The organism is Mesorhizobium sp. P2_B5 (genome assembly GCF_056404775.1).
On the sequence record NZ_JBFUDJ010000003.1, the window covers coordinates 221367 to 247455 of the forward strand.

A 26089-nucleotide genomic window follows, 5' to 3' on the forward strand; every position below is an offset into this window, starting at 1 on the left:
ATGCCAGCGGCCCTCACCCATCTCGGCGCCAAGGGCGAGGCCAACATGGTCGATGTCGGCGACAAGGCGGAGACGACGCGCACGGCAGTCGCCGAGGGCTTTGTCTCGATGCGGCCTGAAACCCTGAAGATGATCCTCGACGGCGACGCCAAGAAGGGCGACGTGCTGGGCACAGCGCGCATCGCCGGCATCATGGCAGCCAAGAAGACGCATGAGCTGATCCCGCTCTGCCATCCTCTGCTGTTGACCAAGGTGTCGGTCGACATCGAGCCGGACGCGGCGCTGCCCGGCCTCAGGGTCACCGCGCTCGCCCGCGTCACCGGCAAGACCGGGGTCGAAATGGAAGCGCTGACCGCGGCCTCGGTGGCATGCCTGACTATCTACGACATGGCCAAGGCGGCCGATCGCGCCATGGTGATTTCCGGCATAAGGCTGGTGGAGAAGACCGGCGGCAAGTCCGGCGACTACAAGGCGGGCGCCTGATGGCGCTGGTTCCGGTGGCCGAGGCGCTGGAGCGCCTGCTGGAAGGCGCTGCGGCGCTGCCGGGTGAAAGCATCGCCCTGGCGGATGCGGCCGGCCGGGTGCTGGCGGAACCTGTCGTGGCGCTGCGCACCCAGCCGCCCTTCAACGCGTCCGCCATGGACGGCTATGCCGCGCGGGCACAGGATGTGGCATCCGCCCCGGCGCGGCTTTCGGTGATCGGCATGGCGCCCGCAGGACGCGGCTTTGACGGCACGGTCGGCAAGGCTGAGGCCGTGCGCATCTTCACGGGCGCGCCGCTGCCTGAAGGCGTCGACACCATCGTCATCCAGGAGAATGTCCGCGACCTTGGCAATGGCCATATCGAGGTCACCGAGCCGACCGCAAAAGACCGTAACATCCGCCGCCGTGGTCTGGATTTTGCACAAGGCGACGTCCTGCTGGAAAAAGGCCGCGAGCTCGATCCGGCAGCACTCTCGCTGGCGGCATCGGCCAATCACCCGACCCTGAACGTGGTGCAACGGCCGCTGGTGGCCATCATCGCAACCGGCGACGAGTTGCTGCCGCCGGGCAGTGCGCTTGGCCCCGACCAGATCATCTCGTCCAACGCCTATGGCGTCGCGGCAGCCGCGCAGTCGGTCGGCGCGCGCGCGCTCGATCTCGGTATCGCGGCCGACCGCAAGGAAGCGATCGCAGCACTGGTGAAAAAGGCTGTCGCGGCAAAGGCGGACGTCATCGTCACGCTCGGCGGCGCTTCGGTCGGCGACCACGACCTCGTGCATGACGTGCTGACCGGCGAAGGCATGAAGCTCGATTTCTGGAAGCTCGCAATGCGCCCGGGCAAGCCGCTGATGTTCGGGCGTCTCGGCGACATCAGGTGCATCGGCCTGCCCGGTAATCCCGTGGCGAGCCTGGTCTGTTCGCAGCTGTTTTTGAAGCCGCTTTTGGCGCAGCTCGGCGGCCGCACGTACCGGCAGGACATCCGCCCGGCGCAGCTTGGCGCCGCGATGCCGGCCAATGATCTGAGGCAAGACTATGTGCGCGCCGTGGTGAGCGAAGAAACCGGCGCACGGGTGGCGACGCCGTTCGGCATCCAGGATTCCTCGATGCTGAGAATGCTGGCCGACGCAAACGGCTTGATCGTGCGCGAGCCCTTCGCTCCGGCCGCCGCCGCGGGTGCCGCCTGCAGCGTCCTGATGTTACGCTGAACAAAACGTCAACACATTCATTAAACTTTAAAAGGTTGCGGAACACAACTGGAACAGATAGTGTTTGTTCTGGGTTTGTTTTTTCCGATTCTGGTTTCAGAACCCGTGGGAGCCGCGATGCTGACGCGCAAACAACATGAACTTCTGATGTTCATCCATGAACGCCTGAAGGAGAGCGGAATCCCGCCGTCTTTCGACGAGATGAAGGAGGCGCTCGACCTCGCGTCCAAGTCCGGCATTCACCGCCTGATCACGGCGCTTGAGGAGCGCGGCTTCATTCGCCGGCTGCCGAACAGGGCGCGTGCACTGGAAGTGCTGCGGCTGCCCGACTCGATCGCACCCGGCCTCAATGCGGCGAAGAAGTTCTCGCCGAGCATCATCCAGGGCAGCCTCGGTCAAGGCGGTCAGGGGCAAGGCGGTCTCGGCCGCCAGATCAAGCCGGCCTCCTCGTCTCGTTCGATGTCGGCCGGCAATGACGACGCCGTTTCTGCGGTGTCGATCCCGGTGATGGGCCGCATCGCCGCCGGTGTGCCGATCGACGCCATCCAGCACCAGACGCATTCGATCTCGGTGCCGCCGGACATGATCATGGGCGGCGAACACTACGCACTTGAGGTCAAGGGTGACTCGATGATTGAGGCCGGCATTTTCGACGGCGACACGGTCATCATCCGCAATGCCGATACGGCGAGCCCTGGCGAGATCGTGGTGGCGCTGGTCGATGAAGAGGAAGCGACGTTGAAGCGCTTCCGCCGCAAGGGCGCCTCGATCGCGCTGGAAGCCGCCAACCCGGCCTACGAAACCCGCATCTTCGGGCCGGACAGGGTCAAGGTGCAGGGCAAGCTGGTCGGCCTGATCCGGCGCTACTGAGGCGGCTTACTTTTCGCGCTGCTGGTAAGGCGGCAGACCGCGTGCTTCGCGTGAGAAGCGGCGTTGCTCGTGCCAGGGACGATAGGGTTTGTCGACGGCGAAACGGATCATTGGCGCTGTCGCGGCCGATTGTGGGTCGAAGAAGACGGCGGCACTGCCATCGCGGGCAAGTTGCTTCTTGGTCACGACCAGCACCAGCGGGTCGCGGCACGGATTGTAGGCAGTGGCGTCGTCGATGACGATCAGGCTCGCGAAAGCGCAGGCTGGCCGCGCTGTGTTGCGGTCTTTTGCCAGCGCGATGATGGCTCCGGTCAGGTGCCGGGCAATGCAGAGATTGCCTGTGCAATAGAAAGGCGAGCCTGGCGGCAGGTCGAGCGGGTCTAGATCGAACCGCGTGTCCGTTGCCTCGAAAATCTCAGGCGGGATTATGGTTTCGGCCCTCAGCGCGCGTTTCCAGTTGTCTGTGGTGAATTCGTTGGAGCGTTCGCGATTGAGGGCGAGCTCGCCGCCTCCGATCGGCACGGCCACCAGGTGCGCATCCTCGGAGATGAGCACATCGGGCGTGCGCACCTGTGGCACAGTCAACAGGCCGGCCAGCGCAAAAGGCACGGCCGCCAGCCTCAGCCAGGTGGTGGCCATGGTGGCGATGACGAGCGCGACCGCCACCAGCAGCACCGAGCGGATAGAGATCAGGCCGACGGCATCGACCGGCGAACGTTCGGAAATCCAGGCGCAGATGGCGATCATCGCCGCCAGGCCCTTGCCCATCAAATAAAGGAACGGTCCATCGGCGCCGAACGGCATGGCCAGCGCGCTGAGCACGGCGAAGGGCATGACGATCAACGACACAATCGGCATCACGGCCAGATTTGCGAGCAGGCTGAGTGGCGACACGCGCTGAAAATGCCAGATGGCAAACAGCAAAGTGGCGCTGCCCGCGATGATCGATGTCATGGCGAGGCCGCCCATGGCCAGCAGGAATTTTCGCGACAGAAAGCCGACGAACGAGCGCCTTGCGGGCGGCGTTCTCACCTTGTCGGCGCGGTAGTCGGCCCAGCCGGCATAGGCGCCGACAAGGGCGGCGGTGGCGGCAAACGACATCTGGAAACTCGGGCCGACAACCTCATGCGGCGACACCAGGATGACGGCGATGGCCGAGATCGCCAGATTGCGCATGGTCAGCGCTGCGCGATCAAACAGCACCGCGACAAGCATGACCGCCAGCATAATGAAGCTGCGCTCGGCGGCAACCACGATGCCTGAAATGACGAGATAGGCGGCGATGGAAACAAGCGCCGCGGCGGCGGCATATTTCTTGACAGGCCGGCGCGAGGAGAAATCGGGAAACAGCGCGAAGGCGCCGCGCAACAATGCCATGATGGTGCCGGCGACCAGCGCCATGTGCAGGCCGGAAATGGAGATGATGTGGTAGATGCCAGTGCGCCGCATAGCCTCGTTGACCTCGTCCGGAATGCCGGCGCGAACGCCGACAATGAGCGCCGCGGCAATCTCGCCTTCGGCGCCGCCGATCTTGCCCCTGATATGGTCGGCAATGTTTTCGCGCGCATTCTCGATTGCCGAAGAGAGCCGTGCGGTCAGCGGCGGCGGGCCCTGCGAAGCAATGGTTTTCGGATTGCCGAGAAAGAAGCCGCTGCCGCCGATCCCGGCGAAATAGCTGTCGAAGGAGAAATCGTAGCTCTCCGGTCGCACCGGACCCGTCGGCGGCAACAGTCTGGCATAGCCGGTGATGAGGGAGCCGGCGGTCATATCGGCCGGAATCCCACGCGCCGAGAGCCTGACCCGCTCCGGCGCGTAGTGCAGCTTTGGGTGAGCGGTGGAAACAATGTCGAGCGTCAGCCTGACGCGGCCGTTTTCCATCTCCTCAAGGCTGACGACGCGTCCGGTCAGCCGTGTCTGGATCTCGGAGCCCAGCATTTGCGTTCCGGCGCGCCAGGTCTCGACCTTGGCGGCGACCACCCCAAGCGCGCACAGCATCGCGGCCACGCAGAGCAGATGCGTCTTCGGCCAGGACCGCGCGACGGCTGCGCAACAGGCCATGAGCAGCACAATCGCGATTGGTTGGGCAAAGCCCGGCTCGCTGGCCAGCGAGAAATAAATGATGACGCCGGCCGCCAGGAAAACCGGCACCAGCAGGAAAGCGACGCCGCGGTCGAGTTCGGTGCCGGCAGCCACGGCAACGCTGCGACGGATTGCTGGCCATGTCGAACGGCGCAGCAGCCTACGCAAACGGATGGCGGATCCGGGCACGGCGACCGGCACCGACGCAGTGTCATCCGGAGACAAAGGCCGGAGGCCAGGCCGCGTCTCGGGCAGCGCGACGGGCATCGGCTCGGCATAGGGACTGTCGGCAAACAGGGAGCGTTCGTTGACGCTTGTCGCAGCGCCCTCGCCTTGATCCTCGCCCCGGCCACGTCCAGCCATCGGGTCTGCCCCTTGCGCCCCAGACCCCCTATGCTACATGAACGCGCAAAGCGCGAAAGTCCGCGCGATCACGCCCCCCGTTTTCTAGCCTTGCCCGAGAATTGCAATGTCCAACAAAATTGCCATGTCCAACAGGGTGGTCACCCGTTTTGCCCCCTCGCCCACCGGCTACCTGCATATCGGTGGCGCGCGCACGGCGCTGTTCAACTGGCTGTATGCCAAGCACACCGACGGCACGATGCTGCTGCGCATCGAGGACACCGACCGCGAGCGTTCCACGGAAGCGGCAACCCAGGCCATTCTCGATGGGTTGACCTGGCTCGGCCTGTCCTGGGACGGCGAGGCCGTCTCGCAGTTCGAGCGTGCGCCGCGCCACCGCGAGGTGGCGGAGGAGTTGGTGCGCCTGGGCAAGGCCTATTACGCCTACGAAACACCGGCCGAGCTCGAGGCGATGCGCGAGGCGGCGCGCGCCAAGAGCCTGCCGCCGCGCTATAATGGTGCGTGGCGCGACCGCGACCCCTCCGAGGCGCCCGCCGGAGTCAAAGGCGCCATCCGCATCAAGGCGCCGACCGAGGGCGAGACCGTGGTGCATGACCGCGTGCAGGGCGAGGTGCGCTTCCCCAACAAGGATCTCGACGATTTCATTATCCTGCGCTCGGATGGTGTCCCGACCTACATGCATGCCGTCGTCGTCGATGACCACGACATGGGCGTCACCCACATCATTCGTGGCGACGACCATCTGACCAACGCCGCGCGACAAACGGTAATCTACAACGCCATGGGCTGGGAGGTGCCGTCCATGTCGCACATCCCGCTGATCCATGGCGCCGACGGCGCCAAGCTGTCGAAGCGGCATGGCGCGCTCGGCGTCGAGGCCTACCGCGCCATGGGTTATCTGCCCGAGGCGCTGCTCAATTATCTCGCCCGCCTCGGCTGGAGCCATGGCGACGACGAGGTGATGTCGATCAAGGACATGATCTCATGGTTCGACATCGGCGACGTCAACAAGGGTGCGGCGCGCTTCGACTTCGCCAAGCTCGACGCGCTGAACGGCGTGCACATGCGCAAGATGGATGACAAGGCGCTGCTCGACATCTTCGTCGCCACTCTACCCTATCTCGAAGGCGGCCCGGCGCTCGCCGCCCGCCTCGACGACACCAGGAAGGCGCAGCTGCTGGCCGCGCTGCCTGGCCTGAAGGAGCGCGCCAAGACACTGGTCGAGCTGGCCGACGGCGCCGGCTTCCTGTTCGTCGAGCGGCCGCTGCCGATCGACGAGAAGGCGGCAGCCCTGCTTAATGCCGACGCGCGGGCGATCCTGCGTGGCGCACACGCGGCATTGCAGACAGTTTCTGGCGAGTGGACGGCCGCTGCGGCGGAAGCCGCGGTGCGCGAGTTCGCGACGGCTGGCGGCCACAAGCTCGGCGCCGTGGCCCAGCCACTGAGAGCAGCCCTTACCGGCCGCAGCACCTCGCCCGGCGTTTTCGACGTGCTTGCCGTGCTCGGCCGTGAGGAAAGCTTGGCGCGGATTGCGGATCAAATCGATTAGGAGCGAACTGGCCCAAGAAGATTGGCATTGAAAGGCGCGTTTCGCAGTGCAACATTAGGCCCTGGCCCAATCTGGCACGCACCTCCTAAAATGCGGTGGCGAGTTCGCGCATTCCGGTGATTTCGACGTGTCGTTAGCAGGAATTGCCTTGCCGGCATGAGGAACATGAAGGAGTTTGAGAATGAGCGAAGCTGCGACAAAACTGGAAACCGGCAGCAAGACGACGCACCCGTCGACTGCCACGCTTGAACTGGCCGGCAAGACGCACGAATTCAAGGTGCGAAGCGGCTCGGTCGGGCCTGACGTCATCGACATCGGTGCGCTCTACAACACCACCGGCGCCTTTACCTACGACCCTGGCTTCACCTCGACGGCGAGCTGCGAGTCGGCGATCACCTTCATCGACGGCGATGCCGGCATCCTGCTGCACCGCGGCTATCCGATCGACCAGCTGGCCGAGCATGGCGACTTCCTCGAAGTCTGCTACCTGCTGCTCTACGGTGAACTGCCGACCAAGGCGCAGAAGGACGATTTCGACTACCGGGTGACGCGCCACACCATGGTGCATGAGCAGATGTCGCGCTTCTTCACCGGCTTCCGCCGCGACGCGCACCCAATGGCTGTGATGTGCGGCGTGGTCGGCGCGCTGTCGGCCTTCTATCACGACTCCACCGACATTTCGGACCCGTATCAGCGCATGGTCGCCTCGATGCGGCTGATCGCCAAGATGCCGACGATCGCGGCCATGGCCTACAAATACCATATCGGCCAGCCCTTCATTTACCCGAAGAACGAGCTGAACTTCGCCGCCAACTTCCTGCATATGTGCTTTGCCGTGCCGTGCGAGGAATACAAGATCAACCCGGTGCTGGCGCGCGCCATGGAGCGTATCTTCATCCTGCATGCCGACCACGAGCAGAACGCCTCGACCTCGACGGTGCGTCTTGCCGGCTCGTCTGGCGCCAATCCGTTCGCCTGCATCGCCGCCGGCATCGCGTGCCTGTGGGGCCCTGCGCATGGCGGCGCCAACGAGGCCGCGCTCAACATGCTGGGCGAGATCGGCCATGTCGACCACATCCCGGAATTCATCGCCCGCGCCAAGGACAAGAACGATCCGTTCCGGCTGATGGGCTTTGGCCACCGCGTCTACAAGAACTACGATCCTCGCGCGAAAATCATGCAGAAGACGGCGCATGAAGTGCTGGGCGAGCTCGGCATCAAGGACGATCCGCTGCTCGACATCGCCATGGAGCTGGAAAAGATCGCGCTGACCGATTCCTACTTCATCGAGAAGAAGCTCTATCCGAACGTCGACTTCTATTCCGGCATCACGCTGAAGGCGCTGGGCTTCCCCACCACCATGTTCACCGTGCTGTTCGCGGTCGCCCGCACCGTCGGCTGGATCGCGCAGTGGAAGGAAATGATCGAGGATCCGCACCAGAAGATCGGCCGCCCGCGCCAGCTCTACACCGGCGCGCCGGAACGCGACTACGTGCCGATCGCAAAGCGGTAATCGAAGCCGCATGCGGCTTCGCCATGACACTGCAAAAAGCGCCCGCAAGGGCGCTTTTTAGTTGGAGTGACGAAGCTTGATGTGGCGAAGAACGACTTCCGCCGCGATATCGCCGGAGGGCTTGTCAGTGGCCATGCGCCTGGCAACCTCGGCAAAACCGTCCTTTTGCCAGGTGCGGTAGGCAGTGTCTGAAAACAGAGCCTCGAGCTGCCGCGCCAGATAGCGCGGCCGCACATATTGGTTGTAGTGCTCCGGCACGATCGCCTGGTCGGCGATCAGATTGGGCAATGCGGCGCTCCACACCGTGACCAGCCCCTGGACCATGCGCATCACCGGATCGAGCCGGTAGCATGAGATCATCGGCACACCAGACAGCACCAGTTCGAGCGATACCGTTCCCGAAGCAATCAGCGCCGCATCGGCCTTGCCGAAGGCCTGCCATTTGCGCTCGGCATCGAGGATGATCTCAGGCTTCTCATCCCAGCGTGCGACCGATGTTTTGACCAGGTCGGCGACATGCGGCACCGTGGGCAACAGCAGGCGCAAGCGGTGTCCGCGCGCGCGCAGCGCCGAGATCGTCTGGCCGAAGGGATCGATAAGCCGGCTTACCTCGCCGCGCCGCGATCCGGGCAGCACAAGCAATGTCTTGACGCGGTCCCCTGAGAGATCGCGCGGCTGGCCTTGCGCCCTTGCCGCGCTGAGCACACCCGGATCATGCGTGAGGCGGTGTCCGACATAGGTGCCGGGCGGGCCGCCGAGCCGGCTGAGCTCCTTCACCTCGAAAGGAAGGATGCACAGTATGTGATCGACATAGGGCTTCATCGCCACCGCCCTGCCCGGCCGCCATGCCCAGACACTCGGGCAGACATAATGGACGATCGGGATGGAAGGATCGGCAGCGCGGACCTTTTTGGCCACGCGCAAAGAGAAGTCAGGGCTGTCGATGGTGACGAGACAGTCAGGTTTCTCAGCAGCGACCGCACTTGCCGTCTGGCCGATGCGCCGCATCAGGCGCGGCAGGTCGCGTAGAATGGCGCTGAGCCCCATCAGCGCGATCTCGGCCCCGTCGAACAGCGGCACCAGCCCGAGCGCCTGCAGATGCCGCCCGCCAATGCCGACCAGCCTGATATCGCGCCCAGTCATGCGCTTTAGCGACTGCACGATGTCGGCGCCCAACAAGTCACCGGACTCTTCGCCGGCGACGATGGCGATTTTCAGCGGTCTCTCAGTTGCCATGGCCAGGCTCCATGGCCGGCAGGCCATACACGAACAGCCCAAGCGCGTTGGCGCGCGCGACAACGACGGGACCTTCGAGGATCAGCGAACGGCCGGCCTCGACGGCAATGCCGGCAAGCCCAGCGGCGTGTGCTACCTCGACCGTCTGCGGGCCAATGGACGGCAGATCGGCGCGCAGTTCCTGGCCGGGTTTGGCGCATTTGACCAGGACACCGCGCGTCTTGCCGGCGAGCCTGCCATGGCCGCGCAGCTGCTGCGTCCGCTCGAGCAGTCCGTGAGTGCCCTCGACGCCTTCCAGGGCAATAGTGCGACCACCGATGGCGATGGCCGCCTGACCAATGTCGAGCGCGCCGATGGCCTTTGCCGCCGCATGCGCCGCTTCGATATCGCGCCAGTCAGACTTTCGCGGCACTGCCTTGGTCAGCGGCCCTTCAGCCGCGACAAGCCGGGGCACGACCTCATGCGCGCCGACAACCTTGACGCCGCGCGCCTCCAGGCCGCGGGTCAATATCTTCAACAGGCCGTCATCGCCGCGCGCAAGCGCCATGGCGACCGAGGGTATCAGCGCCAGCAGCCCAAGGCTCGGGCGCATGTCGACGAGCCGCGGCCTGCGCCTGATCTCGCCGGCAAGCACAAGGTGGGTGATCCGTCGTCGCCTCAGCAACGCAACCAGCGAGCCAATGTCTTCCAGGGCGAGGCTTTCATGCTCATAGACGGTGAGCTCGGACTGACGGTCGGCCTGGCCTTCGACCAGGATAATGACCGGCGGATGTCCGGCCTCTGCCAGGCCGGCGGCAACTTCGACCGGCAGGCTGCCGCCGCCGGCAATGATGCCGACCCTGGCGTCCGGCGCGAGATCGAGGCCCGTTGAGCTGGCCTCAGTCTTCGTCATCGGCATCGTCGCCGGCGCCACCTTTAAGCGACGGGACGGCATAGTGCCGCTTGCCGCGACTGGCGATGAAATCGATGATTTTCATGGCTGTCGGCGACGAGGCGAACTCGGCCTTGGCGAATTCGATGTTTTCGCCGACGGTGCGGGAGCGGTCGAAGATCATCTTGTAAGTCTTGCGCAGCACTTGGATTTCGGCGCGCGACAGGCCTGAGCGCTTCAGGCCGATGATGTTGAGGCCGCGCAGGCTGGCGCGGTTGCCGACGGCAATGGCGTAGGGGATGACATCGCCGACAATCGCCGAGCAGCCGCCGAGAAAGGCGTTGTCGCCGATACGTACAAACTGATGAACGGCCGTCAGGCCGCCGATATAGACATTGTTGCCGACCTCGCAATGGCCGCCCAGCGTGGCCCCATTGGCGAAGGTAGCGTTGTTGCCGACGACGCAGTCATGGGCAATGTGGGCATAGGCAAGGAAATTGCCATTGTCGCCGACGGTCGTCTCGCCACGGCTGGAATCGGTGCCGAGATGCATGGTCACGCCTTCGCGGATCGTGCAGTTCTGGCCGATAACCAATGTCGTGCGGCCACCCTTGTGCTTGGTGTTTTGTGGCGGCCCGCCCAGTATCGCCATCGGATAGACCTTGGTCCCTGCGCCGATGGTGGTCGCACCCAGCACCGAAACATGGCTGACCAGTTCGACGCGGTCACCGATCACGGCGTCAGCGCCGACAAAGCAGAAAGGTCCGATAGAGGCGCCTTCGCCGATTTGGGCACCAGCCTCGATAACGGCCGAGGGATGGATAGAAGTCTGTATTTTCATGAGCATGTCGAACCGTCAGCCGGTAACCATCATTGCCGAGATCTCGGCTTCGGCGGCCTTTGCGCCTTCCACCATGGCCTCGCAGGCGAATTTGAGCAGGTTGCCGCGCATCTTGATTTTCTTGACGTGGATCTTCAACTGGTCGCCCGGAACGACCGGTTTGCGGAATTTCGCGTTGTCGATGGTCAGGAAATAGACCAGTGACGGCTTTTCCGTGTTGAGGCTGCGAATGCAGATCGCGCCGGCCGTCTGTGCCATGGCCTCGACGATCAGCACACCCGGCATCACCGGCTGGTCCGGGAAATGGCCCTGGAAATGCGGCTCATTGATGGTCACGTTCTTGATGCCGATGGCTGAGTTGTTGCCATCGATCTCGACAATTCGATCGATCATCAGGAAGGGATAGCGATGCGGCAAAAGCTTCATCAACCCCAATATATCGACCGCTTCGAGCGTCCCCGGCACCATCTCAGCTACTTCCCCCCTCGCCCTGCTTGCGCGTCCTGGCGAGCTTGCGCAGCATGGCGATCTCGCGCATGGCTTCCGCCATCGGCTGCGCCGGATAGCCTCCCCAGATCTCGCCCGCCGGCACGTTGCTCATGAACCCGCTTCTCGCCGCAAGCTTGGCCCCCGATCCTATGGTCAAATGATCGGCAAGGCCAACGCCGCCGCCCATGGTGACACCATCGCCGACGACGACGGAGCCGGAGATACCCGAAAGCCCTGCTATAATGCAATTGCGGCCGATGCGAACGTTATGGGCGATCTGCACCAGATTGTCGATCTTGGTGCCCTGGCCGATGATTGTATCCGACATGGCGCCGCGATCGACTGTCGTGTTCGAGCCGATTTCAACATCGTCCTGGATGATGACGCGGCCGATCTGCGGCACACGCTCAGGCCCTTTGGCACCGCCGACGAAGCCAAACCCGTCCTGGCCGATGCGGGCGCCACCGTGGATGATGACGCGGTTGCCGATCAGGGCATACTGGACGCTCACGCCTGGACCAATATAGCCATCGCGGCCGATCTGGCAGGAAGGGCCGATAACGGCGTGGGGCGCAATGACCGTTCCGCTGCCGATGGAAGCGCGTGGGCCGATCACCGCTCCGGCTTCGATGATGGCACCGGCCTCAATGTGCGCGGAGGCATCGACATGAGCCTGCGGGGAGACCCCGGTTTCGCTGGTCATCGGTCCAGGTGTGGCCGCCATCGGGAACAGCAGCCGGCCGACCATGGCGAAAGCTTGTTGCGGTCGAGGATGGACCAGAACCGCGATACCGGCCGGCGCCTTGGTGGCAAATTCGGCCGGACACAGCACGGCCGCCGCCTTCAGCGACTGCATCAGCGCGAAATTTCGCTTGCCGTCGACGAAGACGAGCGCACCCTCGCCGCCTTCACTGGCTGGCGCCAGGGCGTCGATCGATATGTGGGCAAGGTCGGAATCGACTAGCGCCGCGCCGGTCAGATTCGCGACTTCGCCGGCCGTATACCGGCGTGATGGCGCGAAGAACACCGGATCGGTCATTCCAGAAGCAATATCCAGCTAGGTCGGATCAGTTTCTTCCGGACCCTAACGGCCCGGAAGCATCGTTACCCGAACGTCAGAAGCGGCTCGACATGCCGAAGTTGAATTCCTGCACGTCGTCGGTCGACTCTTTCTTGACCGGGATCGCGTAGTCGATGCGGATCGGGCCGAAAGGCGACGACCACAACAAACCGACACCAACCGAGGCGCGCAGCTTCATGTCAGTTGAGGTTTGGGTGACACCAGTGGTGTCAATCGCACTGCCATACAGTGTGGCGGCATCTGCAAACACTGCGCCACGCAGGCCGAAGCTTTCCGGAATGACCGGTACCGGGAACTGGGCTTCCGCCGACGCATTGAAATAGGTGGTGCCGCCGAGATGGTCACCCGTATTGACGTCCGCAGGGCCAATGCCACCATACTCGAAACCGCGGATCATGCGGTCGCTGCTCTGGAACTGATCGAAGATACGCAGGCCGTTATCGCCATAGCCCGCAATATGGCCAGCGCCGCCTGAGATCAGGCCGACCAGATCCAACTGTTCGGACAAGGTTTGGTAGACAGTGCCACGACCGGTAACCTTGACGAATTTAGCATCACCACCAAGGCCAGCCACTTCCACCGTCGTGGTGGCGTAGATACCTTCATGCGGGCTCTTCATGTCGTCGATGGTGTTGTAGACCAGCCCAAGGCTAACCGATGACTTGATCCACGGGCTTTCGTCAATTCCCTCGACGATCGCAGGAGATATGTCGCAGTCGGCGTCGGGAACGCCATCGTGAGGCGTGTCATCGCAACCGTCGTCGAGCTTGTACTTCTCCTGGGCGATATTGTACGCCAGCTGGGTCGAGATATTGTCGGTGATCGGCAAACCGAACCGAACTGTCGCGCCCAGCGTCTCGCTGTCGTATTTGCTGAAATTCCGGGTCTGCTGGAAGATATCGAAGCCAGCTGCGATACGGCGTCCGAGGAAATAGGGCTCGGTGAAGGAGAGGCTGTAGTCGCGCGAGTTCTTGCCGCCACCGGCCGAGACCTTGATGTACTGGCCGCGACCGAGGAAGTTGCGCTCCGCGATCGAACCTTCGACGGACGGACCTGCAGTCTCGCCACCGGTCGAATAGCCGGCGCCGACCGAGAACTCGCCGGTCGACTTCTCGACCACGTCGACCACCAGCACGACCTGATCAGGCTCGGAACCGGGAACAGTCGAGATGTCGACTTTCTCAAAATAATCCAGCGCTTCCAGCCGCTTCTTCGCGCGCTGGATCAAAACCTGGTTGAAGGCGTCACCTTCGCTGACGTCGAACTCGCGGCGAATGACATAGTCGCGCGTGCGATCGTTGCCGCGGATTTCGATGCGCTCGATATAGGCCTTGGTGCCCTGGTCGATCGTATAGACGACCGAAATGGTGTGGTTTTCGAAGTTGCGATCGCCGCGCGGCGTGACCTGGGCGAAGGCATAGCCTGAACCCGCGACCTTCTCGGTCAGCGCGATGATCGTGTCCTCGACATCCTTGGCGTTGTAGACGTCGCCCTTGCGGGTCTGGACCACCGATTCCAGCGACTTCGAATCGACTTCCGGAATGGTGCTCTCGACGCTGACATCGCCGAACGTGTAGCGATCGCCTTCCTGCACGGTGATGGTAACGGTGTACTGGTTGGTCGTGTCGTCGAGTTCGCCGACTGCGGAGACCACCTGGAAGTCGGCATAGCCGTGATTGTAGTAGAAGCGACGCAGCGTCTCCTGGTCGGCGCGCAGCTTGTCCTCGTCATAGACGTCATCACGCAGCACGAAGGACAGGAAGCTCGAGCGCTTGGTGGCGATGACGTCGGACAGGCGGCGGCTCGAATAGGCGCTGTTGCCGACAAAATTGACTGCGGCGATCTTGGTGCGGCCGCCTTCGTTGATGTTGAAGACCACGTTCACACGGTTGTCGCCGAGATCCATGATCTGCGTCGTCACGGCGGCATCGTCACGGCCGATGCGCCTGTAGGCGGCCTTTACCGCCTCGACGTCGGAATCGAGCGTTGCCTGCGAGAAGGTGCTGCGCGGCTTCAACTGCACCGCAATTGCCAGCGCGTTGTCCTTGAGCTTCTTGTTGCCCTGGAACAGGACCTGGTTGACCACCTGATATTCAGACACCTTGACGACCAGCGCCGAGCCGACCTGGTTGATCTGGACGTCCGAGAACAGCCCGGTGCCGAACAGCGCCTTGACCGCATCGTCGATATCGGCGCTGGAAAACGCCTTGCCGGGCTTGATCGAGATGTAATTGCGGATGGTGTCGGCGTCGACACGCTGGTTACCGCTGACCTCGACTCTCGAGACAACGGCCGCCTGCGCAGCAGATGTGGCAACGAACTGCACGGCGAGCGCGCCTGGCACAACCAGAGCGGCGGACATAGCCACCGCGGACGCGGCGCTCAAAAACTTGGATGCTGCCTTCATCGGGCTTTTGTACCTTTTCTCGAAGTCCCCACGGCGAGAAAACCGGACGTGCGGTAATTTCCCCTACCGTATTAACCGGATTTTCCCTACACGCAAGGCTTCTGGTTAATTTGTAATTACTTAACCCTGATGCGTGGCTTTCGCGTCACGCATACCCCCGTGCATGGTAAACGGCGTCTCAACATTGCCGGTGCCGAAGCCGAATTTCTTCATGATTTCAGCACCCAAACAGATCATTCCAGAAAACGAAGCCCATAAATCCCAGCACCAGAAAGAGGCCGGCCCGGTACCCCATTTCCATCATCCGCTCCGATACCGGACGTCGAAAAACGGCTTCGATGGCGTAGAACAGGAGATGGCCGCCGTCGAGGGGGGGAATCGGCAAAAGGTTCAGAATTCCGATCCCGACTGACAGCAATGCAACAAGTTGCACCAGCCATTCGAAGCCGAGTTTGGCCGCCTGGCCCGACATCTTGGCGATCTTGATCGGACCGCCCAGCTGGCATTTGTCCTCGCGGCCGACAACGAAACGTTGCAGGAAATTGCCAGTGCCCTGAATGGCCTGCCCCGTCTGCTCTACCGCCGCTCCGAGCGCGCCAATCGGACTGTAGGTGATCACTCTCGGCTGACCGAGCTCCTTGTTGTTGACGACGCCGATGACGGCCACCTTGGTTTTGTTGCCCAGCGCGTCCTGCTGTTCCATCAACTCCGGCGTCGCGGTGACGGTGATCTCCTTGCCATCGCGCAGCATCGTAAAGGTGAGCGAGTCGCCGGCGCGACCCTGCACAAGGCGCTGGACGTCGGCGAAGGTCTCAACCTTGCTGCCGTTGACGGCGACGAATCGATCGCCGGGCAAAATGCCGGCCTTTTCCGCCGGGCTATCGGCGGTGACTTGAGCCACCATCGGCTCCAGCACCGGGCGGCCATAGAGAGAAAACATCACGGTGAAGACGGCGATGGTCAAAAGGAAGTTGAACAGCGGCCCGGCAACCACCGTGGCCGCGCGCTTCCAGATCGGCCGTGTGTGGAAGGCAACTTCGCGTTCGGCATCGGTCAGTTTCTCCAGCTCTTCCGTGCCGGGCTGGCTCGATGTGGCGCTCATGTCGCCGACGAATTTGACATAGCCGCCAAGCGGTATTGCGCAAAGCTTCCAGCGCGTTCCGTGGCTGTCGTTGAAGCCGAAAAGCTCGGGGCCGAAGCCGATCGAGAAGGCTTTTACGCCGATGCCGCACCAGCGGCCGACGAGGTAGTGGCCCATTTCGTGAACGAAGACGACGACGGTCAGCACGAACAGAAACGGCACCAGCGTGCCGAGGACAAAGCCTTGCGTGCTGAAAAACGCGTGAAGTATCTCGTTCAAGTCGTGCCCTCAAATTCACCCACGGCGAAAAGGTGACGCCGCGACTGTGACATCAATCCAGGCGAATCCGTGGCACGCGCCATTTCTTCGCCGTCAAATGCCGCTCAAGCCGGAAAAAGCCCCTGCGCCGGATGATCGGCGCCCGCCGAAATCCAACCGATGACGTATAGGGCAAAAGCCGCCGCGACAAGCCCATCCACCCTGTCCATGACGCCGCCGTGCCCTGGTATCAACGCGCTGGAATCCTTGCGGCCGTGCCGGCGCTTGACCCAGGATTCGAAGAGGTCGCCAGCCTGAGCGACAATGGACAACACCAACGCGACCAAAGCGAGGACGCCAAGATTGCCGGCTCCGGCGGCGGCGGCCAGAAGCACGCCGGCGACCACGCCGCCGACAGCACCGCCAAGCGCGCCGCTCTGTGTCTTGCCGGGTGAAATCGATGGCGCAAGCTTAGGCCCGCCGACGGCGCGGCCGACGAAATACGCAAAGATGTCGGTCGCCCAGACCACGGCGAACAAAAACAGGATCGCGACCATGCCGGAACGGTCGCCGTCGCGCAATAACGCCAGCGACAGGCCGGACAGCGCTGCGTAGGCAAGGCCGGCGGCATCCCATTGCGCGGTTCCGCGCATGCGTGCGCCGACCGCCGCAACGACAACCATGGCCAGGACAAGAGACAGCAGCCATGACGCCGGCACGCCGACGATCAGGGCGCCGACGAAAACCAGAAGCAACGCCTCTGGAACGAATCCGAGGGCCGCACCGGCGGCAGGGCGCGACATGCGCGCCCATTCATAGAAGATGACTGCCGCCATGCCGGCGCAAAGCAGGCGGAACCACAGCCCGCCCAACCAGGTCAGGCCAAGTGCTATTGCGGCCAGCACCAGCGCCGAGACGATGCGAAGCTGAAGATTGTTCATCCCGCCGCCGGTCACGAGGCGGCGACATCTTGGGCGGCGAGCCCGCCGAAGCGGCGCTCGCGGCCGGCGAAGTCGCGCAGTGCGTCGGCCAGGTGTTCGCGGCTGAAATCGGGCCAATAGCAGGGCAGGAAGACCAGTTCGCTGTAGGCTGCCTGCCACAAAAGGAAGTTCGACAGCCGAAGCTCGCCGCTGGTGCGAATGACCAGCTCCGGGTCGGGAATGCCCGCGGTATCGAGGGCGCCGGCAAAAGATTCCGCCGTGATCGCCTCGCTGTCGATCTCGCCGCGCGCCACGGCGGCTGCGAGCTTGCGCGCCGTGCGCACGATCTCGTCGCGCCCGCCATAGTTGAAGGCGATGATAAGCGTCAGCGCTTCATTGCGGGCGGTCAGCGATTCGGCCTCTTCGAGCAGGCCTCTGATGTCCGGCTGCAGCCCTGCCCTGTCGCCGATGATCCTGACGCGCACGCCGCTCTGGTGCAGTTCGGCCAGATCGCGGCGGATGAACAGCTTCAACAGTCCCATCAGGTCGCTGACTTCGGATTTGGGCCGCGACCAGTTCTCCGACGAAAAGGCGTAGACGGTCAGGAAGGAAATGCCGAGACCGGGCGCAGCGCGCACCGTCTTGCGCAGCGCCTCGACGCCGGCGCGATGGCCAGCAAGCCGCGGCAAGCCGCGCGCCTTGGCCCAGCGTCCGTTTCCATCCATGATGATCGCGACATGCGCGGGCGTTGCCATGGTCTCGCTTTCGGGCCGGTGTGGGCCGACCCTAAACCTGCATGATTTCAGCTTCCTTATCGGAAAGCAGGTGATCGATGGTGCTGATCGTTTCGTCGGTCAGCTTCTGGACCTGATCGGAGCGCTTGCGCTGATCGTCCTCGCTGATATCGCCGTCCTTTTCCGCCTTCTTCAAGAAATCCATGCCGTCGCGGCGGACATGGCGCGCCGCAACGCGGGCGTTCTCGGCGTAGCCGTGCGAAATCTTGACCAGTTCCTTGCGGCGCTGCTCGTTGAGCTCGGGCAGCGGAATTCTGAGATTGGTGCCATCGACGATCGGATTGAAGCCGAGATTGGATTCTCTGATAGCGCGGTCGACGGCGCCGACCATCGACTTATCCCAGACTGAGACCGAAATCATGCGCGGCTCCGGCACCGACACGTTCGCCACCTGGTTGATCGGCATGGTGGTGCCATAGGCCTGGACCTGGATGGCGTCGAGCAGATTGCTGGAGGCGCGGCCGGTGCGCAGCGAAGCCAGGTCGTGCTTGAAGGCTGCGATCGCGCCATCCATGCGCCGCTTGAGGTCGTCGAACTCACCACTCATCTTAGTCTCCTCGACCCGTTTGACCCGGGTTCACTGCTTAGGGCCCGAATAGCCCGCTTTCGAAAACCTGATCCCCTTCCGGAGAGTATACCCCGGATCACTCGTCGGCGACGATCGTGCAACGGCCGCCGCCCCTCAGAATATCGCCGAAACCACCTTTTTCGTGGATCGAATAGACGATTATCGGGATGTTGTTTTCGCGCGCAAGTGCAATTGCGGCGGTATCCATGATCGAAAGGCCCTTGTTGATGACTTCGGCGTGGCTGATGCGCTCGAAGCGGGTCGCATTCGGATCCTTCTTGGGATCGGCGGAATAAACACCGTCGACCTGGGTGCCCTTGAACAGAGCGTCGGCGCCGATCTCGGCGGCGCGCAAGGCTGCGGCCGAATCGGTGGTGAAAAACGGATTGCCGGTACCGCCGGCGAAAATAACGACCTTGCCCTGGTTCATATAGGCGGTGGCCTGGCGCTGGGAAAAACTCTCGCACAGTTCGGGCATGGCGATCGCCGACAGCACGACGGCATCGACGCCGATCTTGTTCAGCGAGGTGCGCAGCGCCAGCGAGTTGATGACCGTGGCAAGCATGCCCATATGGTCGCCGGTGACGCGGTCGCCACCCTTGGACGCTACCGCCACACCGCGAAAAATGTTGCCGCCGCCGATCACAACGCCGACCTCGATGCCGAGCGCGCGAGCTTCGGCGATGTCGGCCGCGATGCGGTCGACGACCGAGACATCGATGCCGAAATGCTGTTCGCCCATCAACGCTTCGCCCGACGCTTTCAGCAAGACACGTCGATAGAGGGGCTTTGCCGTCATCTGGACCTCGTCATTATTGCGTGTGGCGCGCCCGGGCGGGCCGCCCTCGCACGGGCGCCGCCGCTGGCGCGATGCCGAGTTCCGATACACGAAGGGCGCCGCGATGTCACGCGGCGCCCCTCGCCAATTCCGCCCGTATCGTCGCGGCCTGTCAGTTGCTGGTGATGCTGACGGCGGCGCCTTCGACCACCAACGGCGGCGCATAGCCAGACGGCTTATCGCCGGTCACGGCGCCGCCGGTAACCCGGGCCTGAATCTCGGAACCGAAAAAGGAATAGGGGAATGGCGGCGGCGTCTTGCTGACCGTATCCAGTCGTGCGCGCAACTCGGCGGGGATCTCGAAATCCATCGCCGCCAGATTGTCCTGCAACTGCCCCAGTTTGGTGGCGCCAAGGATCACGGTGGCAATGCCCGGTTGCGTTGCCGCCCAGTTGACAGCGACCTGGGGCATGCTGCGCCCGAGCTCAGCGGCGACATTTTCGAGTTCCGCCACGATCGCCCAGTTTCGGTCGGTGAATTTCTGGAACCCCGGATGGGTGGTGTTGCGAAAGCCGTCGAGCCGGCCGGCATTGCCATCCTGCGTCGGCCGGTATTTGCCGCTTAGCAGGCCGCTGGCCAGCGGGCTCCACACCATGATGCCTGCGCCATGGCGAGTGCCGAAGGGCACGAATTCATGCTCGATCGAACGCTCGGCCAGCGAATATTCGAGCTGCAGGGCCGACACCGGCTCGTAGCCGCGCCATTCGGCGATCGTTTGCGCGCGACCCGCATACCAAGCCGGCACATCGGACAGGCCGACATGGCGAATTTTGCCGGCGCGCACGAGATCATCCAGCGTGCGCATGACCTCCTCGACCGGCGTCAGCTGATCCCAGACATGGAGGAGGTAGAGGTCGATGTAATCGGTGCCCAGCCGCCTCAGCGAGGCGTCGACGGCGCGCAAGATGTTCTTGCGCCCATTGCCGCCGGCGTTGGGATTGCCAGGGTCCGCGTTGAAGGTGAATTTGGTGGCGATCACCGCCTTGTCGCGCAAGCCGCGCTCGGCGATGAATTCGCCGAGCCAAGTCTCGCTCGTGCCGCCGGTGTAGAGATCGGCAGTGTCGAAGAAATTGCCGCCAGCGTCGACATAGGCGTCGACCATGGCGCGCGCCGTTTCCCTGTCCGCCCCCCAGCCCCATTCGGTGCCGAAGGTCATGGTCCCCAGCGCCAGCCGGCTGACGCGCAGGCCGCTGTTGCCGAGCGTGTAATAGGTCATGGTCATGATGTTTCTTCCGATGCTGATCTGAATGATGCCGACTTACTGGCCGGGGGTTGCCTTGACCCAGGGATTGCCGCGCTCATGCTTGGCGCGGAAAATGAAGCCGTCGACTTTCCAGCCGGCGCCTGAGCGGACCAGATGATGCTCGTAGGTGCCCCAGACTTCCCACAGCGGGTCGCCATTGCCTTCCATCCGGTTCCAGGCATAGCCGTTTGAGGAGACGCTGGCCGCATCCGCCTCGAGAACCACCTGGTGGTTGGTGCGCAGATGCAGGCTGGTCTTGCTGCCGCGGAGGTTGCCGGCCCAGGTGCCGATCAGATCGTCGGAGGCGATGGTGGCCGCGGGCTGTCCCGACAGGCTGCTGAAGTCGACGGTGACGCGATCGGCGAAATAGGAACGGGCAAGCTTCCAGTCCTGCGCATCGACGGCACGGTCAATGGCGTCGGCTATGCGGATGACGGCGCGTTCGTCGGCGAGCGCGCGCCAGCCGAACGGCTCGGCGCCGCCGGCATCGGCCGGCGCCAGGGCCAAGCCTGCGGCGAAGGTCATGTGTTTCAGGGCATTCATGTCTCTTCTCCTTTGTGTATCGGCCACCGCCGACCTGTTGGCGGCAATGTGGGCCGCGCAGCCGGCACCGAGAAGATTGAATTGTTCGCAAGGACTATGCGATATCATTCATGAATGGACCGCGACCTGCTCACTCATCTGCCTGTCATCGTCGCCGTCGCCCGACGTGGCGGCTTTGCGCTTGCCGCGGCCGAACTCGGCATGTCCCCATCCGCGGTCAGCCATGCCGTGCGCCTTGTCGAGGAGCGCATCGGTCAGCCGTTGTTTGCACGCACGACGCGCAGCGTTTCATTGACGGAAGCCGGCAAGGCGCTGGTGGAGACGGCGGCCCCTGCCCTTCAGGACATTGCCGAACGGATGGACCGCATCCACGCCATCAAGGGCCGACCGTCGGGTCTGCTCAGGCTCAACGTCCCCAACATCGCTATTCCGCTTGCCGTCACGCCTGTGGTCGCTGCGATGGCGGACCGTTATCCGGATGTGACTGTCGAATTGCTCACCGACCAGGGACTCATCGACATTGTCGGCGAAGGTTTCGATGCCGGCATCCGGCTGGGCGAGATGATCGCGCAAGACATGGTGACGGTCCGGCTGACGCCACCATTCAGGGCCGTCATCGTTGCCTCTCCCGCCTATGTCGGCCGGCATGGCCGCCCGCGCAGCGTGGCCGATCTCGCCAATCACAATTGCGTCGGCTACCGGCTCGTCCGCTCCGGCGCGCTCTATCGCTGGGACCTGACCGAAGACGGCAAGGATGTCGTGGTCGAGACGAAGGGCAATGTCATCGTTACGGATTCGCTCGCCGCGATCGACCTTGCGCTTGCCGGCGTCGGGCTGACCTATGTGTTCGAGCCGCTGGTGCGCGCGGAATTGGCCGCCGGCCGCCTCGTGCAGATCCTGCCGCAAACGGCGATCGAAGAGCCCGGCCTCTTCCTTTACTTCCCGCGCCGGGCTTCGATGGCGCCGAAGCTCAGGGCCTTCATCGATACCGCACAAGAAATCGGCCGAGCATCCTTGCGGACACCCGGCCGAGTTGCCTGAGCTGAGAAGCCCCTTTTTCAGGGGCTATTTCCAAGGATTATTTCTTCACCGCAGCCGCGACTTCCGCCGCGAAATCGGTCTCTTCCTTTTCGATGCCTTCGCCCAACGCAAAGCGCAGATAGGCGGAGATCTTGGCCGGAGCGCCGATTTCCTTCTCGGCATCCTTGAGCGCCTTCTCGACAGTGATGTCGGGATTGAGCACGAAGGCCTGCTTCAAGAGCACGACTTCCTCGTAGAACTTGCGCAGGCGGCCCTCGACCATCTTTTCGATAATCGCTTCCGGCTTGCCGGACTGGCGTGCCTGGTCGGAGAAGATCGCCTTTTCGCGTTCCACCGCAGCCGGATCGATCTGCTCGGCCGTCAGCGCCATTGGGTTGGTGGCGGCGACATGCATGGCGACCTGGCGGCCAAAGGCGTTGGCGGCATGCTCATTGCCCGTGGTTTCGATCGCAACCAGAACGCCGAGCTTGCCAAGGCCGTCGGCGACCGCGTTGTGGACATAGGTCGCGACCGCGCCATGCGGAACGGTCAGCTTGGCCGAGCGGCGGAAGCCCATGTTCTCGCCGATCGTGCCGACAGCGTCCTTGATGGTGTCAGCAACCGATTTGTCCGAACCCGGGTACTTTGCGGCAGCCACGGCTTCGGTCGTGCCATAGGCGAGTGCAACCTTGGCGACGTTGGCGACGATTTCCTGGAAAGCAGCATTGCGGGCGACGAAGTCGGTTTCGGAATTGACTTCGACGACAGCAGCCTCGCGCACACCATTGTCGACACCGATCAGGCCCTCTGCCGCAGTACGGCCGGCCTTCTTGTCGGCCTTGGAGATGCCCTTCTTGCGCAGCCAGTCGACGGCCTCTTCCATGTTGCCGTTGGTCTCGGTCAACGCCGCCTTGCAGTCCATCATGCCCGCGCCCGTCAAGTCGCGGAGTTCTTTGACCTGTGCAGCCGAAATGCTCATTGTCGCCTCTTTGTTTTAAATGCACCGACGCACCACCGGTACTCGGTGATGCGTCCGTTTAGCGTGCCAAAATATTAGAAAGATGAAGGCCGGGACCGGCCTCCGCTATCAGGCTTCCGGGGTCTCGGCCGCCGGGGTCGGATCCAGCGCCGGCTCGACCGGAGCTTCGACCGAGGCACCGATGTCGACGCCGAGCGCGCCCTGCTGGCGAGCGATGCCGTCGATGGCAGCCTTGGCGATCAGGTCGCAATAGAGCTGGATGGCGCGCGCCGCGTCGTCATTGCCGGGGATCGGGAAGTCGATCTTGTCCGGATCGCAGTTCGAATCGATGATGGCGACGACCGGGATGCCGAGGCGCTTGGCCTCGAGGATGGCGATCGCTTCCTTGTTGGTGTCGATGACGAACATCAGGTCGGGCGTCGAGCCCATGTCCTTGATGCCGCCCAGCGCCTTGTCGAGCTTCTCGCGCTCGCGGTCGAGGTTGAGGCGCTCCTTCTTGGTCAGGCCCTGAGCTTCGCCGGCCAGCATCTCGTCGAGCTTGCGCAGGCGTTGGATCGAGTTCGAGATCGTCTTCCAGTTGGTCAGCATGCCGCCGAGCCAACGCGAGTTGACGTAGTACTGAGCCGAACGCTGCGCCGCGTCAGCGACGATGTCCGACGCCTGGCGCTTGGTGCCGACGAACAGCACGCGGCCGCCCTTGGCGACGGTGTCCGAAACCTGCTTCAGCGCCTGGTGCAGCAAAGGCACCGTCTGCGAGAGGTCGATGATGTGGATGTTGTTGCGGGCGCCGTAGATGTAGGGCGCCATCTTCGGGTTCCAGCGGTGGGTCTGGTGGCCGAAGTGAATGCCAGCTTCCAAAAGCTGGCGCATGCTGAAATCAGGCAGTGCCATTCTTAGTTCCTTTCCGGTTAGCCTCCACGGACACAGGCATTTTTGGACTTTGTCCTCGAACGCCACCGGAGGTTTCAGCCGGATTTCTCCCGGGCAGACACCAAAGTCCGTGTGTGGAATGAGCGCGCATATAGAGGGGAAGTGCTGCAAACGCAAGCCGTATGGCACTTCACCACTCAGCGTGCGGCAATCAGCGCTCCGGTGCCGATCATGGCGCTGCCGGCGAACCGGTTCATCAGCCGCATGCGTTTGGGCGTCCTGAACCAGCCGGATGCCCTGCCCGCCAGCGCGGCGTAGGTGCCCATGGTGAGGATGTTGACGGTGACGACGACGGCCACCACCAGCAGGCCATCGGCAAATGTCATGGTGTCGAGGTTGAGGATCAGCGGCATGATCGAAGCATGGAACAAAATCGCCTTCGGGTTGCCGAGCGCCACGGACGCGCCAAGCAGGAACGACCGCGACAATCTGGTTTGAGGCATCCCCTGCGCGGTCGATTGCGCGTGCGCGGCCCGCCACATCTTGACGCCGAGAAAGATCAGGTAGGCCGCACCGGCATACTTCAAGGCGAGAAACACCCATTCGAAAGTCTGGGCCAGCGCCACCAGTCCGAGCAGGGCCAGGGTGACCAACACGGCGTCCCCGGCAGCGATGCCAACTCCGGCGACGAAGGCCCGCAGGAACCCACGCGAAACTCCGTTGGTGATAACCGTGAACATCGCCGGACCCGGCGTTGCGGCGGCAAGCGTGATGGCAAGGCAGTAGGCCAGGAATGCCGTTAAAGTCACGATCGGCCCTTTCCGTTGGGTACCCGCACGCGCCGGAAGATCGCGACGATCTCCTCGCGGCTGCATTCGATAGCGCCGAGCCGCACCGCGCGGTCGCGCTCGAAGCCGGTTATGTCATAGTGCGGCGCCGATGTCTTGGGCGGACCCTGGTAGGACGAACGCTTGACGCCAAGCACGGCGGCGAAACGATGCAGCTCGTCGGTATCGTCTGCCATCAGGTGGCACCAGCGATGGCCGGCCCACTTCCAGATCGCCGCGTCGACATACACCGCCATCATGCCTGCCGTGGCCAGCTCCGCATCGTTGTTATTTCGAGACCGGGCAAGGCTTTGTCTGGGAGAACAGCGACAGGTTTACCAGCTTGCCGGTCATCGAGAACTCGCCATAGTCCATGGTGAGGTCGCGGGTGATGCCGTTTTCATGCAGCTTGAAGGAGATGCGGTATTCCGGCACCTCTTCGCCGGATTTGTCGGTCTCGTCGAAATAGGCGATGTCGACCGGCCAGTATTTGTCGCCGGCAAGCTTGGCCAGCGCCGGCGCTTCGGGATCGGTCTTGTCGCCCTCGGTCTTCTTGCCGACGATGACGGTGGTGGTCATCACCTTGTTGGCGTCTTCCGAACCGTCGAACAGGCTGGTTTCGTAGAAATTCTCGCCCTTCTCGGCCTTGCCGATCAGTTCGACCAGATGCTGGGTCGGGAACTGGGTGGCGGCGAGTTCGAGGCTGTTCTTCTCGGGCTTGTCGATGTCGACCTTTAGGCCCTTGGTCTCTTTCGTGGCGATGCCCTTGACCTCCTTGTCGAGATTCTGGTCGACGAAGGATTTGGTCACGAACGAGAAGGTCTTGCCCTCCGCATCCTCGAACGTGGTGGTCTGCTGGTCGGTCAGCCGGGTGTTGTCGCCGGTGACGATCTGGGTGACGAAACGGAATTTTACCGTATAGCCCTCGCAGGGCGAGCCATTGAACTCATAGACCATGCGGCCGGAGATGCCAGTGATCCCCGAACGGTCCGACGCCTTGCTGAGCGTAAGATCGTAGACGGCGCGATGCGCCTGCAATGCCGGCACGGCAAAGGCGGGCGCCATCGAGAACAGCGCCGGGACAAGAACGGCGTGGAAGGCAAGGCGCGTTGCGCGCATAGGGGGCTCCGATCGTCGCGGCTGGTGGCAGGCCGCAGGGAA

The 26089-nt window shown here is 63.2% G+C and carries 25 protein-coding genes; 6 read left to right on the forward strand and 19 right to left on the reverse strand.

All coding sequences use genetic code 11. The annotated features are described in order from the left end of the window. From moaC to lexA, 3 genes are all read left to right on the forward strand, one after another. Positions 1-483 (forward strand): cyclic pyranopterin monophosphate synthase MoaC, encoded by a 483-nt coding sequence (gene moaC / locus AC1D1N_RS13745; RefSeq protein ID WP_192253893.1) that lies wholly within the window; start codon positions 1-3, stop codon positions 481-483. After that, complete coding sequence (locus AC1D1N_RS13750) at positions 483-1688, forward strand: molybdopterin molybdotransferase MoeA (RefSeq protein ID WP_477349127.1); 1206 nt, start codon at positions 483-485, stop codon at positions 1686-1688. Before moaC ends, AC1D1N_RS13750 begins: the two co-directional genes overlap by 1 nt. Positions 1689-1805: 117 nt before the next feature. Next, the gene (gene lexA / locus AC1D1N_RS13755; protein ID WP_436259880.1) at positions 1806-2558 is read left to right on the forward strand and encodes a transcriptional repressor LexA; all 753 of its coding nucleotides are present in this window, start codon (positions 1806-1808) and stop codon (positions 2556-2558) included. Positions 2559-2564: 6 nt separating this feature from the next. Here the strand turns inward: lexA and AC1D1N_RS13760 are convergent, their stop codons facing one another. Next, entirely contained in the window at positions 2565-5000 is a 2436-nt protein-coding gene (locus AC1D1N_RS13760) for a ComEC/Rec2 family competence protein (RefSeq protein WP_477349129.1), read from the reverse strand. 124 nt (positions 5001-5124) lie between these two features. Between AC1D1N_RS13760 and gltX the strand changes: the two genes are divergently transcribed. Then, positions 5125-6549: a glutamate--tRNA ligase gene (gltX, locus tag AC1D1N_RS13765; protein WP_477349507.1), complete on the forward strand. Its 1425-nt coding sequence runs from the start codon at positions 5125-5127 to the stop codon at positions 6547-6549. A gap of 181 nt (positions 6550-6730) precedes the next feature. Then, positions 6731-8062 carry a citrate synthase gene (gltA, locus tag AC1D1N_RS13770; protein WP_142865733.1) on the forward strand — a complete coding sequence of 444 codons (1332 nt, stop codon included), beginning with the start codon at positions 6731-6733 and terminating at the stop codon, positions 8060-8062. 57 nt (positions 8063-8119) lie between these two features. Here gltA and lpxB read toward each other — a convergent pair whose 3' ends face one another. The 13 genes from lpxB to AC1D1N_RS13835 form a co-directional block, all read right to left on the reverse strand. Then, a complete protein-coding gene (gene lpxB / locus AC1D1N_RS13775; protein ID WP_477349131.1) occupies positions 8120-9298 on the reverse strand; it encodes a lipid-A-disaccharide synthase in 1179 nt (392 codons plus the stop codon). Then, a complete protein-coding gene (locus tag AC1D1N_RS13780; RefSeq protein WP_477349133.1) occupies positions 9288-10190 on the reverse strand; it encodes an LpxI family protein in 903 nt (300 codons plus the stop codon). The genes lpxB and AC1D1N_RS13780 overlap by 11 nt, the downstream gene beginning before the upstream one ends. Continuing rightward, positions 10177-11010: an acyl-ACP--UDP-N-acetylglucosamine O-acyltransferase gene (gene lpxA / locus AC1D1N_RS13785; protein WP_477349135.1), complete on the reverse strand. Its 834-nt coding sequence runs from the start codon at positions 11008-11010 to the stop codon at positions 10177-10179. The genes AC1D1N_RS13780 and lpxA overlap by 14 nt, the downstream gene beginning before the upstream one ends. Before the next feature lie 15 nt (positions 11011-11025). Next, a complete protein-coding gene (gene fabZ / locus AC1D1N_RS13790; protein WP_436259875.1) occupies positions 11026-11478 on the reverse strand; it encodes a 3-hydroxyacyl-ACP dehydratase FabZ in 453 nt (150 codons plus the stop codon). Position 11479: 1 nt separating this feature from the next. Then, positions 11480-12538, reverse strand: a complete 1059-nt coding sequence (gene lpxD / locus AC1D1N_RS13795; RefSeq protein WP_477349138.1) for a UDP-3-O-(3-hydroxymyristoyl)glucosamine N-acyltransferase — start codon at positions 12536-12538, stop codon at positions 11480-11482. Between the two features lie 76 nt (positions 12539-12614). Then, positions 12615-14987 (reverse strand): outer membrane protein assembly factor BamA, encoded by a 2373-nt coding sequence (gene bamA, locus AC1D1N_RS13800; RefSeq protein WP_477349140.1) that lies wholly within the window; start codon positions 14985-14987, stop codon positions 12615-12617. A gap of 217 nt (positions 14988-15204) precedes the next feature. Beyond that, positions 15205-16347, reverse strand: a complete 1143-nt coding sequence (rseP, locus tag AC1D1N_RS13805; protein ID WP_477349143.1) for an RIP metalloprotease RseP — start codon at positions 16345-16347, stop codon at positions 15205-15207. A gap of 104 nt (positions 16348-16451) precedes the next feature. Continuing rightward, entirely contained in the window at positions 16452-17267 is an 816-nt protein-coding gene (locus AC1D1N_RS13810) for a phosphatidate cytidylyltransferase (protein ID WP_477349145.1), read from the reverse strand. Positions 17268-17278: 11 nt separating this feature from the next. After that, positions 17279-18052 (reverse strand): isoprenyl transferase, encoded by a 774-nt coding sequence (locus AC1D1N_RS13815; protein WP_352561640.1) that lies wholly within the window; start codon positions 18050-18052, stop codon positions 17279-17281. Continuing rightward, positions 18033-18587, reverse strand: coding sequence for a ribosome recycling factor (frr, locus tag AC1D1N_RS13820; RefSeq protein ID WP_112561637.1), 555 nt, complete (start codon positions 18585-18587; stop codon positions 18033-18035). Before frr ends, AC1D1N_RS13815 begins: the two co-directional genes overlap by 20 nt. A gap of 97 nt (positions 18588-18684) precedes the next feature. Beyond that, positions 18685-19407, reverse strand: coding sequence for a UMP kinase (gene pyrH / locus AC1D1N_RS13825; RefSeq protein ID WP_023671026.1), 723 nt, complete (start codon positions 19405-19407; stop codon positions 18685-18687). 151 nt (positions 19408-19558) lie between these two features. Continuing rightward, the gene (locus AC1D1N_RS13830; RefSeq protein WP_477349147.1) at positions 19559-20668 is read right to left on the reverse strand and encodes an aldo/keto reductase; all 1110 of its coding nucleotides are present in this window, start codon (positions 20666-20668) and stop codon (positions 19559-19561) included. A gap of 36 nt (positions 20669-20704) precedes the next feature. Then, positions 20705-21232, reverse strand: coding sequence for a nuclear transport factor 2 family protein (locus AC1D1N_RS13835; protein WP_477349149.1), 528 nt, complete (start codon positions 21230-21232; stop codon positions 20705-20707). Between the two features lie 114 nt (positions 21233-21346). Between AC1D1N_RS13835 and AC1D1N_RS13840 the strand changes: the two genes are divergently transcribed. Next, positions 21347-22273 (forward strand): LysR family transcriptional regulator, encoded by a 927-nt coding sequence (locus AC1D1N_RS13840; protein ID WP_436259866.1) that lies wholly within the window; start codon positions 21347-21349, stop codon positions 22271-22273. Positions 22274-22310: 37 nt separating this feature from the next. Here AC1D1N_RS13840 and tsf read toward each other — a convergent pair whose 3' ends face one another. The 5 genes from tsf to AC1D1N_RS13865 all read right to left on the reverse strand — a co-directional run bounded on the left by tsf (position 22311) and on the right by AC1D1N_RS13865 (position 26047). After that, on the reverse strand, positions 22311-23231 hold the full coding sequence (gene tsf, locus AC1D1N_RS13845; RefSeq protein WP_181057059.1) for a translation elongation factor Ts: 921 nt from the start codon (positions 23229-23231) through the stop codon (positions 22311-22313). A 108-nt stretch (positions 23232-23339) separates the two neighbouring features. Further along, complete coding sequence (gene rpsB, locus AC1D1N_RS13850; protein WP_142865747.1) at positions 23340-24122, reverse strand: 30S ribosomal protein S2; 783 nt, start codon at positions 24120-24122, stop codon at positions 23340-23342. Between the two features lie 176 nt (positions 24123-24298). Then, positions 24299-24910 (reverse strand): LysE family translocator, encoded by a 612-nt coding sequence (locus tag AC1D1N_RS13855; protein ID WP_477349151.1) that lies wholly within the window; start codon positions 24908-24910, stop codon positions 24299-24301. Beyond that, positions 24907-25185: a DUF4031 domain-containing protein gene (locus AC1D1N_RS13860; protein WP_112561631.1), complete on the reverse strand. Its 279-nt coding sequence runs from the start codon at positions 25183-25185 to the stop codon at positions 24907-24909. Before AC1D1N_RS13860 ends, AC1D1N_RS13855 begins: the two co-directional genes overlap by 4 nt. A gap of 31 nt (positions 25186-25216) precedes the next feature. Then, positions 25217-26047, reverse strand: coding sequence for a cell envelope integrity EipB family protein (locus tag AC1D1N_RS13865; protein ID WP_477349153.1), 831 nt, complete (start codon positions 26045-26047; stop codon positions 25217-25219). Positions 26048-26089 lie beyond the last annotated feature (42 nt).